Below are 17,156 nucleotides of genomic sequence, written 5' to 3'. Positions count from 1 at the left end.
CATTTGAAAGAGGAAATGGAGAAAGAAATTATTAAGTATCTTAATAATAAGTTTGACTAAATTTCTAACAGCAGTAGATAGATAACAATGTGAGATTATATTATTTTTTTTGGTTTTCCATTATAGGAGTAAATAAAACAAAATTAAATAAAAAACCTGGAGGGTTTATATTTTAAAATAAACACTAACTATAGAATAAGCTTATATAAAAGCAAATACAATTTTTTGATTTATTCTTTTCCATTTATATCATTATTCTATAATCTGTTTAATAAAAAATTAGTAAAACTCTATTATTGGATAGTGTAAAATTTCAGTAGGTGTTTTCAATTATAGACCCCAAAACCCATAGTCATATTTCCTTTGTGGTTGACGATGTTGAGAATTGTTTGGCTAAGCTAAAAGAAAATGGAGGAACGACAGTAGGAGAAACAGTTATGGGGCATATTGATAGTGTAGTGAAAATACATGTAGTATATGACAAAGATCCGGAGGGTAATATAATTGAAATACAAAAATGGAGCTAAAATTAATGCAAGCAAAGATATTGGGCTTATAGTATTTTTAATAAACATTCAATAGTGATGGTTTAAATTGTTATTGTGATAATTATGTCATAAACACTCATTAATAGATTTTAAATGCTTTGAAACCTTTATTTTTAATTTTCCCTCCTCCCTGATTTATTTTTCGGTGGAATGAAATAAATAATATTTGCCACATTATGGAATATAATTGTAGAATAATGAAAATTGTTATAGAAAAAATAAATAATGTATTATTATAAAGAAGTTAAAAAAATTAAACCTCCTTGGGGGAAAATATTACGATTTTTAACCAGCGTGTATTTACATTGGAAGATAGATATCCATGTATCAAAAAATGATACTAATAGTTTGAATCCCTCCTATCTTGTTTTGGCTAATCATGTAACTTACTGGGATCCCTTTTTAGTAAATATGTTTGTTGAGGAACCAATATGCTACATTGCTGAGGCGGTTTATTTCAGAAATCCTTTATTCCGTCTCATTCTCAATTCAGTCGGCTCTATTCCTAAAAAGAGATATATGAAACAATATTTACCCATTAAAAGATTGCTTCGAGCTAAAGATAACGGAAGAATATTGGGTATTTTCCCTGAAGGTGAACGGAAATGGGATGGAACTACTGATTTTAAGACTTTATGCGCTACAGCAAAATTAATTAAGAAATTAGATGTACCCGTAGTAACGGTAAAGATAAGAGGCGGGTATCTTGCTTATCCACGGTGGGCAAAAGTATCAAGAAAAGGTAGGGTAGACTTATCTTATACTTTGTGTCTTACTAAAGATGAGTGTCGTGCATTATCATTAGAGCAGATTGAAGACAAAATAAAGCAGTACCTTGCTCATGATGAAGTAGATTATCAGAGAAAGGAATATAGTAAATATATCGGTAAAGATTTAGCAGAGAACCTGGAACATCTTTTATTTACCTGTCCTAATTGTCAGTCCCTTAATACACTTATTTCTCATGGTAATCAATTATCCTGCCAGCAATGTCACTACAGTGTGATTTACAATCAATATGGTTTTTTGGAAGGCTTACAGAAAAAATTGTATTTTGATAACCTCAGAGATTGGAATCGATGGCAGAATCTCTTTTTAAGAGAGTTTATTACAGAAAAATACAATATCAAAAACCAAGACTGTAAAGATATTTTAAGAGATAATGAGGTTGAAATGTTTGTCGGTAGCCTTAGCCAGCCCTTTGCTTATATGGGAGAGGGGAACTTATGTTTAAATCAAAAAGAGTTGTATTTTGAATTTCCGGATGGAGAGAAGTGCCGATTTCAATTAGGGAAAATTACCGGTCTTAGTGTTCAGTTTCAAGCAGTGCTGGAGTTTAATTATCATGATAAGAAAATGTACCGGTGTAAATTTAAAAATCCGCATTTGTCTGCCTATAAATGGGTACAATCCATTGGCATTACCCGAGAAAAAATAGATTAGGCAAAAACAGAACAAATTCATTCTTAATGTTCTAAATTATAAGTTTTGAAATGCATTTTTAAGTCGTTGCATAGCTGTGACCACTGTTGATTTGGGACAGGCAAAGTTAAATCTCATAAATCCTTCTCCTCCTGAGCCAAACCACTCTCCCAGGTCTACAGCTATCTTTGCCTTTTCCAATATCAAGGAATAGATTTCTTTATTACTTAATCCAGTTCCTCTGAAATCAATCCAGGCCAAGTATGTTCCCTCAGGTTTTTTCATGTGTATATCTGTTAAATTATCCTTAAGATATTCAATAACATAATCAAAGTTATTCTCTACATATTCTGTTAAATCATCTACATAACTATCCCCGTAAAGATAAGCAGCTTCACCAGCGATAGGTGCAAATACATTAGGATCAGGATAATTATTAATAATCATTCTCTTAGTCAATCTTTCTCTTATTTCCTTATTCGGAATTACAATTAGTGAGGCGCTCAGGCCAGCTATATTAAATGTCTTACTGGGTGCATAAGAGATGATAAGATTCTGAGTGATGGTATCTGGTAATTTCCCAGCTGTAATAAACTTGTGTTCTTTCATTATCAAATCGGCATGAATCTCGTCAGAGAAAATTAATACCTCATTATCCAAACAGATCTTGCCAGCACGATACAATTCATCCCTGGTCCAAACTCTACCTACCGGATTGTGGGGATTGCAAAGTATAATGAGTTTAGTATCAGGATCTTTTGCTAACTCTTCTAAGCCTTTAAAATCCATACTGTAAAAACCTTTTTTTTCAATTAACTGGTTATTTTGTACTCTTCTTCCACAATTTACAATACTTTCCCGGAAAGGATAGTAAACAGGATTTTGTATAATGACCCCATCTCCAGGTTTGGTAAACTCTTGAATAGCAGCATTTATTGAGGGTACCACACCACTAATAAAGAGCATCCAATCAGTAGGGATTTGATAATTATAGCGCCTATCAAACCATCCCGCAGCAGCTTTTTTAAAAGCTTCTACAGCATCAGGTGAAACATACCCATAGATTCCATGTTCAGCTCTTTTTTTAACCGCTGTGATAACCTCAGATGGACATAAAAAATCCATATCTGCTATCCACATACCTAAAGCTCCCTGAACATCGTAACCAGGGAATTTATGTTCAAAACTCTGCCATTTTACACTATAAGAACCGCTATCACAGCCCCGTGGGATAATTTGATCAAAATTGTAATGTTTCTTCATTTACCATTCCTCTTCATTTTTTTATTCTTTATATTTTGTTCAGAAATTATCATATATTATCAGGAAAACCTGATGCCTAATTCTAATTCTTAACCAGATTGCCTCTATATTTTTACCTGATCTTTTAATATCTTTAGTCCAATCAAAATTCTGTAAATAATTACTAATTTAGAAGCGCCTTCTTTTCCCTTATCTCATAGTGTACTAATATAAATATTATGGGTCAAGCTATAAAATGATAAAACAAAAAAGAAAGTGGATTATTGACTTTGCCATGTACATCTCTATAATAAACATCATATATATACTCCAAAATACGTTAGTTAGTCTATTATGTTTATTTAACAAATCAGTTCAGAAAGGTTTATACTGTGAGACAATTATACTTAGTGCGTGTTTTTCAATTAACCTGGGGGCTTTTCCTTTTTGCATTGGGTATCGCCATTACCATAAATGCACATATAGGATATGCTCCATGGGATGTTTTCCATGCAGGATTAGCTAAGACAACCGATATCAGCATTGGTAATGCATCAATTATAATCAGTATTATTATTGGCCTCTTATCTATATTTCTCGGAGAGAAACTGGGACTGGGCACTATTTTTAATATGGTACTAATTGGTATCTTTTTAGATATTATTATTTCACTTCATATTATACCGATAGCAAATAATTTTATATGGAGTATTCCCATGTTAATTGTAGGTTTAATAATTATTGCCCTAGGGACCTACTTTTATATGAAACCAGGGCTTGGCGCAGGACCCAGGGATAGTTTAATGGTTGCACTTACCAGAAAAACAGGCTTACCCATTGGCATCTGTCGGGGAATAATTGAAGTGTTAGTAGTTATCATTGGGTGGAAATTAGGCGGTATGGTTGGAGTTGGAACTATCTTAGCGGCACTTACCATCGGATTTTGGATACAGATTACTTTTAAATTATTTAAATTTGATGCAACACAAGTAGAGCATGAAGCAATTGATAATACTTATAAAATCATTTTTAGGAATAATGACCTAAAAGTTAAATAAATCAGACCTTGAAATATCGCTTTTAGTTTTATTCAAGTTAAATATTTAAGTTCATAGTGAGCTATTTTCAATTTGTAAATATATTCAACTAAATCCAAATTCTGAACGCATATAAATCGTTACAAGGATAACATACAATAAAGTAACTCAAGCCATAGTAATAGTCAATAATTTCTTTTTAATATCATGAAAATAATATTTCTGACTATCTTTTAACAAACTAAGATTAGAATGCAATACCAACTACTTGTTCAATTATTTTAGGTAGTCTACTTTTTACCTTTTTTCTTCACAATTATTTTATTTCTTTTACAATTTGCAATAGAGGATAGAAGATTAGAATTTAATTAAGATTAAGAAGTTTTCACTCTAAATCTACAGATAGGCAAAGTTCAGGAAGAAAGTGTTCAGAAACCGCTTGTTTTTAGTTATTTTAAAAATATTAAAAAAATGATAAGATAATAAAATAAAAGTAATCAAGGATAAAAATAATGGATCTTTTTCATCAACAGGCAAAAAAAATAACCAAATTAGCTCCCTTAGCTGACCGAATGCGGCCAAAAAATCTGGAGGAATTTGTAGGGCAGGAAAAGATTATTGGCAAGGGCAAGCCTTTGCGCATTGCTATTGAGAAAGATCAGCTACAGTCAATTATTTTGTGGGGTCCCCCGGGTTCAGGGAAAACTACCCTGGCTATGATTATTGCCCAAATGACCAAAAGTTTTTTTGTCCAGTTTAGTGCTGTTACTTCCGGTATTCCTGATTTAAAGGAAATCATTAAAGAAGTTAAACAGCGCTGGACTTTTCATCAGCAGAAGACTATTCTCTTTGTAGATGAGATTCATCGTTTTAATAAAAATCAGCAAAATGCCTTTCTCCCCTATGTGGAGGACGGGACTATTATATTGATTGGGGCTACTACTGAAAATCCTTCTTTTGAAGTGATTTCTCCCCTATTGTCACGTTCAAGTGTTTATGTGCTCGATTCTCTCACCGAGAAGGATTTATCCAGAATTATTCAGCGTGCTTTAGCTGATATAGAGAATGGTTATGGAAACTTACCTCTGGAAATAGATGAAGAGATAATTAATCTTATTACCGGGCTATCTTATGGAGATGCCAGGATAGCTTTAAATATACTTGAATTTGCTGTGAATACCAGAATTGCCCACTTTAAGGATAAGGATAAAATTAAAATAGATAGAGACTTAATTCAGCAAGTTGTACAGAAAAATATCCTTCGTTATGATAAAAGTGGTGAGGAACATTATAATCTCATTTCAGCATTACATAAAAGTATGCGCGATTCTGATCCTGATGCAGCTCTTTATTGGGTTACCCGTATGATTGAAGCAGGCGAGGATCCCCTTTATATTGCCCGTAGACTCATCAGGTTTGCCTCGGAGGATATTGGAAATGCAGATCCTCAAGCACTTTCTGTTGCAGTATCAGCAATGCAGGCAGTTCATTTTCTTGGAATGCCAGAGGGAGATTTAGCTCTAATACAGGCTGCGGTTTATCTATCTAATACCTCAAAAAGTAATGCTCTTTATAAAGGTAGACAACTAGCCGGTCAGGATATAAAGAGATATGGTCCATTGCCGGTACCTTTTGTTATTCGTAATGCTCCAACTTCGATGATGAAAGATATGGGTTATGGAGCAGGATACCAGTATGCCCACGATTATCGGGATGCATTTGTTGACCAACAACATCTTCCTGATCAGCTGGTAGAAAGAAAATATTATTTCCCTTCCGGAAGAGGATTGGAGGGGAAAATTAAAGAGATAATGGAACAGAGAAAAAAAATGAAAACATTGTTGCAGCAGAAAAAAAGTATAAAAAAGGCTATTCCTAAAGAGGAGAACATAAACAGGGAGTGATTGCTATGAAGGTAAGCATAAAGTTTTATTCTGGTTTTGAAAAATACCTACAGGATAATTGCAATAGATTATTGAAATTAAACCTCGATAATGGAGAAGATATTACATCGATTTTGAACCGTTTTTTGCCTCAAGAAGCCATAGGTTTTGTGGGAATGGTGTTAGTTAATAAGAAGATTACCAATTTCGATTATCAATTAGTTGAGGGAGATATGGTTGAAGTATTTCCAGTTATAGGCGGAGGTTAAAACCTATCTCATTGGTAGCCTTAAGAAAGGAATAAAATGAAACAGCAAAAAAAAATAAAAGTAGGAATATTGTTTGGAGGTAAATCTGGTGAGCATGAGGTTTCTTTCTGTTCAGCTTCCTCAGTTATTAAAGCCATTAATCCCGAAAAATATAAAGCAATACCAATTGGTATTACCAAGAATGGTTATTGGTTATCTCCTGAAGATAGCTGTCGTGCATTACTGACTGGAAGGATTGAAGGAAAAGAGATTATATGCTGGGAAAGTAAAACAGATGAGCATCAGTTTATTATCATTAACAAGAAGAATAATGAAATAAACTATTCTTTTTTGGAAAAATTAGATGTTATCTTTCCAGTATTACATGGACCATATGGTGAAGATGGTACTATTCAAGGTTTATTAGAATTAATTGATATTCCCTATGTGGGTTCAGGCGTAGTTGCCTCTTCCTTATCAATGGATAAAGAGTTAATGAAAAAGATTTTTCAGCAAGCAGGTCTGCCTCACACCAGATGGATAATGATAAAACGGAAGAGATGGAGTTCTGAGCCAGAAAAAATATTAACAGAAATTGAAAAGGAACTATGCTTCCCTCTTTTTGTTAAACCAACAAATTTAGGATCCAGTGTAGGTATCAGTAAGGTGGAAAAAAGAGATGAATTAGCCTCTGCTATTAATTTAGCTACAGCCTATGACCGCAAAATTATCATAGAAGAAGGAGTAGAAGACAATATTGAGGTGGAGTGTAGTGTCTTGGGTAATGATGAACCCGAAGTTTCTGTAGTGGGAGAGGTGAAACCAGCAGGTAAATATTATGATTATGATTCCAAGTATATTGATGAAAATACCCAATTAATTATTCCAGCTGGAATACCAAATAAAATTGCCAAACAGATTCAAGATATTTCTAAACTCGCTTTTTTAGCCATTGATGCTGCTGGTTTTGCCCGAGTTGATTTTTTGGTGCAGAAAAGAAAAAATTCTTATCAGATATATTTAAATGAGATTAACACCATTCCCGGTTTTACCCAGGCTAGTATGTATCCTAAATTATGGGAAAAAAGCGGAATTGGCTTTAGAGAATTGATAGATAAATTAATACAACTAGCCCTGGAGCGTTATCAAGATAAGTTATCAAATAAAATAGATTATCCTTCAAAATTATTGGAAAAATAAAATTTTTTATTTTTTTTTAAAATATTGTCTAAAAAATTTGATTTAGGGAATATATATAGTAGAATAAAACAGAACATTGTTAATTTAATAATTGCTAATACAAGTATTAATTAAATAGAAGTCAATTAGGGGTTGAAAAAGGCAAACTATTCGAAAGAATAGGGCGCAAAGCACTGGATCTAAGGCAGGAGACTGTTAAGATTGCCAGGCTACCGACTTCTTTTCTTTTTGAAAAAATATAGAAAATAAAATTAAGGTTGAAAAAGGCAAACTATTCGAAAGAATAGGGCGCAAAGTTTTGGGCCTAAAGTCAAAAAAAGACTATGGTCGCCAGACTGCCACCTTTTATCTTTGCCCAAACTTTGATGCCTTTCAACTGCTTATAAAGGAGTATAAAATGAGAGTTTGGGCGAAGTTAATGAAAATCAGTAAAGTTTTAATCATCATTGGAACTGTATTCTTTTTAACATCCTGTAGTGGAGTTTTACCGGAAACAGATCTTGTTAATCAGGAAAACTATCTGGATGGTAGCATAGACCCAGAAAAAGAATATAAGGCTAAAGCCAGCTCGATTTATCTGGAGGTTCCTTATCAGAAATATGCCGGAGTTAATTGGTGTCTACCTGCTTCGGCTGCAATGACTCTCGATTTTTTGGGACTTACCATTAGCCAACAAGAATTAGCTCAGAAAATAATTAAACCAGATGGATTGGGAGATATTTATAAAATGGTTAAGTTTGCCAAAGATTTAGGTTTTGAAGCTTCTTTTACTGTCTTGACCATGGAAGAGATTGAAGAGTATTTATCCAATCAGATTCCTTTGATAGCTATTCAGAAATATAAAGAGAGCAATCCCTTGGCTCATGCCCGTGTAATTATTGGATTTGATGCTGAGAAAAGAGAAATAATAACTAATGATCCAACCATTGGTAAGAATTATACTATCTCTTATGAGCAGTTTATGCATTTGAATCTAACTTCGAATACTCTATATAGCATGGCTATTGTTATTGCCCCAACTTATCTATAAGTGTTAGTAGATAAATGAGAGGTATGGAAGGTATGAATCTTGAAAGGAATAGTTACGACTATTGTGAAATTTCAGAAAATCAGGGCGAATATCTGGTTAAGTTTGGTTACCAGACCTATAATGGTAAAATCATTTGTCCACCCATATTGATTGGAGACCGCATTTTTTCCAGTGAGAAAAAAGCATTGAGGTATGCTAAGAAAATTACTGCTCCAAGATGCATCAAATTAGAAAAAAGCAAATGATGTTCTTACCAGTCTGGCTAATTTCTGATGGAAATATTTTGGTAAACGAAATAATAAACAGATTTTAGAAAATAAAAGACCCTATATAATTAATTTGTGGTATATAGGGTCTTTTATTTTCTAAAATTAAACGAGAGTTTCCCTTAAATCAGACAAAGTATACCCTAAGTAGTGTTTTTAAAAAATCTCCAAGCTTGCTGGTAGAAATCTGTTGTGTTATTATTATATAAAGAAATAACACTTTAAAAGGATTATTTGCCTTATGTCTCATTTAGTTCGTTTTAGTATTTCTTTAGAAGATGAGCTATTACGAAAATTTGACCTTCATCTTAAAGAGCAAAAATATAAAAATCGATCTGAAGCAATTAGAGATTTAATCAGGGAAGAGCTGGTGGAAAAAGAATGGATTAAAAACGAAAAGGTTGCTGGCACTATTACCCTGGTTTACAGTCATCATAAAAGAGGATTAGTTCAGAAATTAACAACCTTACAACATTCTTGTCATCACATGATTATTTCCACACAGCATATACATTTAGATCATGATAACTGCCTGGAAGTAATTATTGTACATGGTAAAGCCCGTTCCTTAGAGCAGCTTACCGATAAGCTGAAAGCAGTGAAGGGTGTTAAATATGGTAATTTAGCTATGGCTACCTGCGGGAAAGAGTTAATCTAAAATTTATCTTTGCTCTTAAGATATCCAGTGAGGTGAATCATGAATATAGGTATTTTAGGAATGCCTTTAACCGGGAAGACCACTATGTTTAACCTTTTAACTAGTCAACATAAAGAAACAGAATTATTCTCTTCCCATAAAGCAAAAAATATTGGTGTAGTAAAAGTGACTGATGAGAGAGTGGATGCCTTAAGTTCAATATATCAACCTAAAAAAACAATTCATGCCAATATTGAAATAATTGATATACCAGGTATTTCATCTGATATGCCTGATAAAGTAAAGCAGGAAGTTTTTAGTCAAATACAAAATGTTGATGCACTGTTAATAGTTATTCGAGTTTTTAATGATAGCAGGATTCCCGGAAGTACAGATCCTTTTTATCAAGCAGAAAGTTTAATTTATGAAATCTTACTTCGCGATTTAGAAGTAATAGATAACAGAATTGCCCGTTTAAGTGAATCGAAAAGAAAATTAACCAACCAGGAAGAGATGGAAAAACAAATTTTAGAAAGATGTCAGAAACATTTAATTTCTGATCAATTGTTAATTACTCAAGACTTAAGCGAAGAAGAATTGAAATTATTAAGTGGATTTAGATTTTTTACTTTAAAACCGGTTATATTCGCAATAAATCTTGATGAGAAAAACATAAATGACAATAAATTTCCGAATCATGAAAAGTTCAGCCAATTTATTCAAGATCATCAAATGGCAAGTATATCTGTTTGTGGAAAGTTGGAAATGGAAATAAATGAACTCTCAGAAGAAGAGAGAAAAGTATTTTTAGAGGATTTAGGATTTAAAGAAACAGGCATAGAAAGGCTCTCTCGTGTTCTTTATGAACATCTTGGTTTGATATCATTCTTTACAGTGGGGAAAGATGAAGTAAAGGCTTGGACTATTTATAAAGGTACCACAGCGATAAAAGCAGCAGGTAAAATCCACAGCGATATTGAGAGGGGATTTATAAGAGCGGAAGTAGTACGTTTTTTGGATTTTATACAATATAAGTCAATGCCAAAAATAAAAGAAAAGGGTTTATTAAAGGTGGAAGGGAAAGACTACCTTATTGAGGATGGTGATATTGTTAATTTTAGATTTAATGTCTAAAAAAATAATTTCATGGAATAATATATATAAGATATTATTTATCAAAGGAGGGAATTTAGGGGATATCAGATATTCCCAACGATAGGAATGGTAGCAATCGAACAGCAAAAAATAACAGAAGTAAGCAAGTTAATACAGAGCTCAAAATATACCGTCTGTTTAACAGGCGCCGGAGTAAGCACTGCTTCCGGTATCCCAGACTTCCGGACTCCGGGTAAAGGTTTGTGGTCTAAGGTAAATCCAATAGAAGTAACTAGTATACAGGCTTTTCAGGAAAATCCTGCTCGATTTTATCATTTTTATCGTCCCAGAATAGAAGAATTAGATAATGTTGCTCCCAACCAGGCTCATTATGCCCTTGCTCAGTTGGAGCAGGCGGATTATTTAAAAGTACTAATAACCCAGAATATTGACAATTTGCATCAAAAAGCAGGGTCAAAGAATGTTTTGGAAATTCATGGCAATTTATCCCAGGCTATCTGTACTAAATGTGGAGAAAAAATTTCTTCCTGTTTATTATTACAAAAAATAAAGAATAATGATCAACAAGTTCCTTATTGTCAGTGTGGTGGTGTTTTTAAACCGGATGTAGTGCTATTCGGTGAAATGCTATCCAACCTGGAAGAAGCAATTGCTGAAGCAAATAAGGCTGATCTGTTTTTAGTGGCAGGTTCATCATTACAGGTTTCCCCGGCTAATTTATTACCTGAATATAGTTTAGCCCGGAAGGGTGATCTGATTATTATTAATTATATGGAAACCCATTTAGATAATAAAGCTACCATTGTAGTACACCAGGATGTTGGCGTTTTCCTATCCGAAGTTTGTAAACATATGGGAGTATAGTGATTATTAAGTGAGGTAAGTTATGAGTTATTCAGAAATAGTTGTTATTATACTATCCTTTCTCTCTGTGCTTATCTGTTTGTTTACTATCTGGCTAGCTATATTATTCTATCGTCTTTATACCCAATTTTCGCTCATGGTTACTGAAATGTCCAAAGGATTAGATATCAGCACTATACGCTTAGGACGATTGCCTAAAATTCTGTATAACGAAGAATTAGTTTTGCCTAAAAGCTCTTCTCCGGATAACCAGATTATTGAAGAAAAGACAAAACAAAAAAATATGGAGATGCCCGATCAATTAAGTAAGGCACCAAGACAGGAAAGCGAAGAAATATAACCATTTTATTGAATTATGAAGAAATTCTTTACCGCTGGAGTTGTTAAATAAAATGATTTAATCATACAAATTAAGATATACTAACTGACAGAAGAAAGACCTAAGTTGTTTATTCCATTTCTTTTAAAGGGAGTAAAAAATGGAAAATATTATATTACTTGGACAGACGGCACCCTGGCTATCTATTATTATGATTGTTCTGGCGATGTGTTTGGGTATTATTTTTTATCTATGGTCTATACAAATAATAAAAAAGATTGAATTACTGATTATCAAAATGAAGCAGAATGTTGATAACTTAGAATACTTATCGCAATATATTTATGAAATTGCTTATTTTAAGATGAAAGAAAATAATCAAAGAAACAGAGATGAAGATATAGCTCTTTCCAATGAAAATATAAACCTTAATGAATTAAAGGAAGTTAAAAAGCAAATCCAATATGTAAAAGAAATGCAAATGGAAATTAACCAGAAATTGAATCGAAAGGCTGATGACATTTCTGAAAAACAACAAGAAGTATATTCAAATAAGAATGATGTAACATTTCCACAATCCGTTCCGTCAGGAGAAGAAGATAAGTATAAAGATATTAGTGAATTAATCATTATGTATCTAAAGGAATTATTGCGAGAGAAAGAACAAGTTACTGCTCAAGAATTGGTATATGCTATGCCTAATCAGTATTCCCTGGCAGATATTTATCGAACTCTAGAGATAATGAAAGAACGTAACCAGATTAGCTGGAAAGATAAAAGTATAAATCCTCAATCAAGTTTGAGATTACCATAATTACTTCGTTTTACCACGTGTTAGCCAAGATATTTTTAGGTTTTATTATTTTGAAATTTTCTATTAATAAAAGATTTACCGTAACCTTTCTTTATCACCAACCTATCGCTATTAATAATATTTATTGACTGAAAGAAATCTTTCCGCTTTAAGAGACCTATTAAAGCTATCAACTCTGCAGGTGCTTTTTTTCTTGCGAAAAGATGATAATTTTGATATCATTTGTTATTATATTTTTACTAACTGTGTTTAGTGTTTATAATTTATTTCCCGACCAAAATTAGAAGATAAATCAGAATAGGAAGGCAATAACATGTTAATTAATAATATCATCAAGGCAATAGGCAATACCCCACTTCTTCGTTTAGAAAAGATATCATCAGGAAATGTATACGCTAAAGCGGAATTTCTAAATCCTGGAGGTAGCATTAAAGATCGTGTAGCAAAATATATCATTGAAGAGGCAGAAAAAGAAAAGATCTTAAAACCAGGGATGACTATTATTGAGGCAACCTCTGGCAATACAGGCATAGGCTTAACACTTATTGGAGTTCAGAAAGGTTACAAGGTAGTCTGTGTGATGCCTGAAAATATGAGTGAAGAAAGAAAAAAAATAATTCATGCCTTTGGTGGTAAAATTATTGCCACTCCTGCTGAAGAAAGCCTAACTGGTTCCATTAACAAGATGAGAGAAATAATAAAAAGGGAACCAGAGAGATATTTTGTAGCTGATCAATTTGTTAATCCCAAGAATCCAGAGACACACTACAAGATTTTGGGTCCAGAAATCTGGGAAGATACTAAGGGTGAAATTGATATATTTGTTGCTGGCGTGGGAAGTGGCGGAACACTTCAGGGTATGGGCCAGTTTTTAAAAGAGAAAAATCCTGCCATAAAAATTGTAGCAGTGGAGCCCAAGAACAGCGCAGCCCTACTGGGTAAAGAACCAGGGCTACATCAGATTCAAGGTATCGGAGATGGATTTATTCCGGGTGTCCTGGATGTAAACCTGGTAGATTTTGTTATAACGGTTTCTGATGAAGAGGCAATTAAAACTACCCGCCTTCTTTCATTTCAGGAAGGATTATTAGTAGGTACTTCTTCAGGAGCAAACGTGTTTGCTGCTTTGAATTTAGATAATGGCAGAAATAGGGTTGTTACTGTATTACCAGATAGAGCAGAAAGATATTTCAGTACTGCTCTTTTATGAATACAACACACTGTAAGGTGTATTAGCAGTAAAAAACAGGTAGAAAATCCTTAATATTATTTTCCTTTTATTTATATATATGCCCAAAATAGTCAATAAGTTTTTGTTATATCTGAAACTTTCTTTGGTAGCCATGTTTTTTGGGGGCACCTTTATTGCGGCCAGGGTATTATCACAAGCACTTCCTCCATTTACTGCTTCTTTTTTTAGATTTTTAGTGGCAAGCTTGTTCTTACTTTTGTTCTTATTGAGTAGACCCATCAAGCTACCCAATTTCAAATTAAAAATAGTCTTTCAGATATTCTTTTTAGCTCTTTCTGGCATTGCTGGCTATAACTACCTTTTCTTTTCTGGCATGAAATTTATTCATGCCTCCAGGGCTTCCATAATTGTTTCTTTGAATCCAGCTTTAATTTCTATTCTTTCTTTTCTTTTTTTCCGAGAAAGAATCAATTCTATAAAAATATTTGGGATCATCCTTTCCTTTATAGGTGCCATAATAGTTATCACTAAGGGTCAATTAAGTTTTATGACTTTTGGGGATATCGGCATAGGAGAATTGTATATTCTGGGATGTGTAATATGCTGGTCAACCTTTACCATAATAAGTAAATTAGTTATTCAAGAAATGCCACCATTAACTGCCATTACTTTAGCCTGTCTTACTGGAACTTGCTTACTTGCTATTCCAGCCTGGCAGGAAGGGCAGCTTTTTAAATTTCTTCAATTCTCTACAGAGATTTGGATAAGTGTTTTTGCTCTATCGATACTGGGAACTGTTTTAGCTTATATCTGGTATTACGAAGGATTGGAGAAAATAGGAGCTTCCAAAACTGGAATATTTATCAATTTTGTTCCAGTATGGGCAACAGCATTGGCTATTCTAATTTTAGGCGAACAGATTACTATGTCCTTCGTCCTGGGTGCTCTAGTAGTATTAAGCGGTGTTTTTCTAGTTAATAAGAAATAAGAATAGAGTGAAAAATAAAGATTTTATATCTGTATCTGAATACTTGTCTAAGCAGATTCATTATTAAGGCTAGCCTTTCCATTTATTCTAATAAGCTTATCTAGCCGAACCAGGACTACTGAACCTATAACCATTAGAATGCCCATTAATTTCCAGCCCCAGAGTAGTTCCTGCAAAAAGAAATGGGATACTATAACTGATACAACTACTTCAACAGTGCTAATGATACCAGCCTGAGAGGCTTCTACTCCCATTGACAAACCAACACAATAAAAAAGAAGGGGAATGATGGTAGAGATAATACTGAGAGATAGGATATAAAACCAGGTTAGAGCATTAATAGTTGATTGCCATAGAACCATGGGTTGTGCCAATGGCAAATAGAAAAGAATGCCAAAACCAAGAGAATAAAAGACAATAGTATGGGAATGATATTTATGAGCAATAGGTTTACTGAAAATAGTCAAAGAGCCATAGGTTATTCCAGAGGCTATTCCCAGCAGTATTCCTATTGAACTAAATTCTATATTTTTCCAATTACCGCCGGTAACAGCAAGAAAACAACCAAACACACACAACAGTAAAGCCAGCAACTTGTTTTTAGTAAAAAATTCATGGAAAAAAACTCGAGCCATTATGGCAATAAAGATGGGTGCGGTGTAGAGCAAAGTTACCGCAGTGGCGATAGAGGTTAGTTTTATAGCACTAAAATAACATATGTTAAAAAGACATTGGCTAATTAAACCAATTGCTATAACATATTTTAATAGTACTCGGTCAATTTTTAATTTAGCACTATCTGTAAAAAGAAGAAAGAAAAAAAGTAAAAAAAAAGCTAAGAACATTCTATAAAAAATGATGGTAGAGAGGGGGAGTTTAGCATCCAGTAATTTTGTGACCAAAAAACCAACTGTTCCCCAGAGAGCTCCAGCGGTGGCTATCAGAAGATATCCTTTTGTTTTTTTAAGCAAAAGTGGCTCCTTCAATATTGATTATTCGTATTGTTCCATAACTATTTATTATAAAGGAAAACAATCTGAATGGAAACCTTTTCAGATTAATTAGATTTTTATTAATAACAACTCTGCCTAACAATATAAGTTGCCAAATAAGCAATTATGAATTAATATTTTAAAGGGACTGCTAACTGAAGTTATAAATATATTATTTATTGAAAGAGAAAATGAAAATAATTTAGATTATCAATCCCTTTCCCATAACAATAAATGTAATAAAAATATTTCCAGGAGTTAGAGATGAAATATATTGATAGTAATTCTTTAAATCCTTATTTTAATTTGGCTTTGGAAGAGTATATATTGAAAAATAGAAATATTAAGGAAGATATTGTCTTTCTATGGCAAAATACACCGACTATTGTGGTTGGGAATAATCAGAATACCATTGAAGAAGTCAATATGCCTTTTGTAAATGAGCGGAACATTAAAGTTGTGCGTAGACTTTCTGGGGGAGGGGCAGTATACCAGGATTTAGGTAATTTGAATTTTACTTTTCTGAAACGTTTAAGTAAGCCTTCAAATTTAGACATTAAGAAATTTGCTCTACCTGTTGTGGTGGCATTGAATAAATTAGGTATTCCTGCCCAATTAACAGGTCGTAATGATATAAGCGTTGAAGGTAAAAAAATCTCTGGTAATGCACAACGTCTTTTCAGAAATAAACTTCTTCATCACGGGACTCTGCTTTTCGATACAGATTTAGAGTTAATGGCAAAGGTGCTTCAAGTGGGAGTTGATAAGATTCAATCAAAAGGAATTAAATCAATACGCAGTCGTGTTACCAATCTAAAGCCCTATTTCAAACAGCAAATTACGATTGAAGAATTTCGGGAATCTATTTTAAGTGAATTATTTCATGGAGAAAAGGTTAATCAATATTTTTTGAGTGAAGAAGATTTAGTAAAAATAAATGAGTTGGTAGATAATAAGTATAGTACCTGGGAGTGGAATTTTGGTTATTCCCCTCCCTATAGTATTAAGAATGCCCGTAGATTTTCAGGTGGAAAGGTGGAAGTGTTTATTGATGTAGAGAAGGGAACAATAAAAAATTGTCAGATATTCGGTGATTTTTTATCTTTATGTGATGTCTCTGAAGTCGAGAAGGCATTACAAAGTAAGCGTTATGAATCAGAAACCATAGAAAAAATCCTATCCCGATTTAACCTAAAGTATTATTTTGGAAATATAACGTTACCAGAAATAATGACAGTTTTCTTTGGTTAATTTCTCCCTTTCTGACCAGCGGATAATCTTCCAGTGTTAAGATTCATGATAATGGCCAGATAAAGTGAGTTTCTATCTGTGAATATCTAGATAGTATCTGTTCTTCT

Annotated in this window: 18 protein-coding genes and 2 riboswitches; of the genes, 16 read left to right on the top strand and 2 right to left on the bottom strand. The window is 33.2% G+C overall.

Translation table 11 applies throughout. The features are described 5' to 3' along the window. Nucleotides 1-320 precede the first annotated feature (320 nt). Together PHD84_07550 and PHD84_07545 are read left to right on the top strand one after the other, a co-directional pair. Entirely contained in the window at nucleotides 321-527 is a 207-nt protein-coding gene (locus PHD84_07550; GenBank protein MDD5637652.1) for a VOC family protein, read from the top strand. 246 nt (nucleotides 528-773) lie between these two features. After that, a complete protein-coding gene (locus PHD84_07545) occupies nucleotides 774-1,991 on the top strand; it encodes a lysophospholipid acyltransferase family protein (GenBank protein MDD5637651.1) in 1,218 nt (405 codons plus the stop codon). 36 nt (nucleotides 1,992-2,027) lie between these two features. Here the strand turns inward: PHD84_07545 and PHD84_07540 are convergent, their stop codons facing one another. Further along, a complete protein-coding gene (locus PHD84_07540) occupies nucleotides 2,028-3,233 on the bottom strand; it encodes a pyridoxal phosphate-dependent aminotransferase (GenBank protein MDD5637650.1) in 1,206 nt (401 codons plus the stop codon). 371 nt (nucleotides 3,234-3,604) lie between these two features. Here PHD84_07540 and PHD84_07535 point away from each other — a divergent pair, with 371 nt between their 5' ends. The 13 genes from PHD84_07535 to PHD84_07475 all read left to right on the top strand — a co-directional run bounded on the left by PHD84_07535 (nucleotide 3,605) and on the right by PHD84_07475 (nucleotide 14,806). Further along, the gene (locus PHD84_07535; protein ID MDD5637649.1) at nucleotides 3,605-4,270 is read left to right on the top strand and encodes a hypothetical protein; all 666 of its coding nucleotides are present in this window, start codon (nucleotides 3,605-3,607) and stop codon (nucleotides 4,268-4,270) included. A 491-nt stretch (nucleotides 4,271-4,761) separates the two neighbouring features. After that, complete coding sequence (locus PHD84_07530; GenBank protein MDD5637648.1) at nucleotides 4,762-6,153, top strand: replication-associated recombination protein A; 1,392 nt, start codon at nucleotides 4,762-4,764, stop codon at nucleotides 6,151-6,153. A gap of 5 nt (nucleotides 6,154-6,158) precedes the next feature. Next, complete coding sequence (locus PHD84_07525; GenBank protein MDD5637647.1) at nucleotides 6,159-6,401, top strand: MoaD/ThiS family protein; 243 nt, start codon at nucleotides 6,159-6,161, stop codon at nucleotides 6,399-6,401. A gap of 36 nt (nucleotides 6,402-6,437) precedes the next feature. Beyond that, complete coding sequence (locus tag PHD84_07520; protein MDD5637646.1) at nucleotides 6,438-7,580, top strand: D-alanine--D-alanine ligase; 1,143 nt, start codon at nucleotides 6,438-6,440, stop codon at nucleotides 7,578-7,580. A 130-nt stretch (nucleotides 7,581-7,710) separates the two neighbouring features. After that, nucleotides 7,711-7,797: riboswitch (cyclic di-GMP riboswitch) on the top strand. 38 nt (nucleotides 7,798-7,835) lie between these two features. Continuing rightward, nucleotides 7,836-7,923: riboswitch (cyclic di-GMP riboswitch) on the top strand. A 54-nt stretch (nucleotides 7,924-7,977) separates the two neighbouring features. Beyond that, complete coding sequence (locus PHD84_07515) at nucleotides 7,978-8,610, top strand: C39 family peptidase (protein MDD5637645.1); 633 nt, start codon at nucleotides 7,978-7,980, stop codon at nucleotides 8,608-8,610. A gap of 32 nt (nucleotides 8,611-8,642) precedes the next feature. Then, nucleotides 8,643-8,855 carry a hypothetical protein gene (locus PHD84_07510; protein ID MDD5637644.1) on the top strand — a complete coding sequence of 71 codons (213 nt, stop codon included), beginning with the start codon at nucleotides 8,643-8,645 and terminating at the stop codon, nucleotides 8,853-8,855. A gap of 262 nt (nucleotides 8,856-9,117) precedes the next feature. After that, nucleotides 9,118-9,534, top strand: a complete 417-nt coding sequence (gene nikR, locus PHD84_07505) for a nickel-responsive transcriptional regulator NikR (GenBank protein MDD5637643.1) — start codon at nucleotides 9,118-9,120, stop codon at nucleotides 9,532-9,534. Between the two features lie 39 nt (nucleotides 9,535-9,573). Beyond that, entirely contained in the window at nucleotides 9,574-10,647 is a 1,074-nt protein-coding gene (gene ychF / locus PHD84_07500) for a redox-regulated ATPase YchF (protein ID MDD5637642.1), read from the top strand. A gap of 87 nt (nucleotides 10,648-10,734) precedes the next feature. Beyond that, on the top strand, nucleotides 10,735-11,493 hold the full coding sequence (locus PHD84_07495) for an NAD-dependent protein deacylase (protein MDD5637641.1): 759 nt from the start codon (nucleotides 10,735-10,737) through the stop codon (nucleotides 11,491-11,493). Between the two features lie 22 nt (nucleotides 11,494-11,515). Then, the gene (locus PHD84_07490; protein ID MDD5637640.1) at nucleotides 11,516-11,833 is read left to right on the top strand and encodes a hypothetical protein; all 318 of its coding nucleotides are present in this window, start codon (nucleotides 11,516-11,518) and stop codon (nucleotides 11,831-11,833) included. A 139-nt stretch (nucleotides 11,834-11,972) separates the two neighbouring features. After that, nucleotides 11,973-12,626 carry a hypothetical protein gene (locus tag PHD84_07485; protein ID MDD5637639.1) on the top strand — a complete coding sequence of 218 codons (654 nt, stop codon included), beginning with the start codon at nucleotides 11,973-11,975 and terminating at the stop codon, nucleotides 12,624-12,626. 313 nt (nucleotides 12,627-12,939) lie between these two features. Further along, nucleotides 12,940-13,836: a cysteine synthase A gene (gene cysK / locus PHD84_07480; GenBank protein MDD5637638.1), complete on the top strand. Its 897-nt coding sequence runs from the start codon at nucleotides 12,940-12,942 to the stop codon at nucleotides 13,834-13,836. A 103-nt stretch (nucleotides 13,837-13,939) separates the two neighbouring features. Then, complete coding sequence (locus PHD84_07475) at nucleotides 13,940-14,806, top strand: DMT family transporter (GenBank protein MDD5637637.1); 867 nt, start codon at nucleotides 13,940-13,942, stop codon at nucleotides 14,804-14,806. 47 nt (nucleotides 14,807-14,853) lie between these two features. On the opposite strand, the gene PHD84_07470 is transcribed toward PHD84_07475, so the two are convergent. Continuing rightward, a complete protein-coding gene (locus tag PHD84_07470) occupies nucleotides 14,854-15,777 on the bottom strand; it encodes an EamA family transporter (protein ID MDD5637636.1) in 924 nt (307 codons plus the stop codon). 285 nt (nucleotides 15,778-16,062) lie between these two features. Here PHD84_07470 and PHD84_07465 point away from each other — a divergent pair, with 285 nt between their 5' ends. Then, entirely contained in the window at nucleotides 16,063-17,049 is a 987-nt protein-coding gene (locus PHD84_07465) for a lipoate--protein ligase (GenBank protein MDD5637635.1), read from the top strand. The last annotated feature ends 107 nt before the right edge of the window (nucleotides 17,050-17,156 follow it).

Source organism: Atribacterota bacterium (genome assembly GCA_028717805.1).
In the GTDB taxonomy this organism is placed as follows: domain Bacteria; phylum Atribacterota; class Phoenicimicrobiia; order Phoenicimicrobiales; family Stramentimicrobiaceae; genus Stramentimicrobium.
This window is presented reverse-complemented; position numbering and strand designations above follow the sequence as displayed.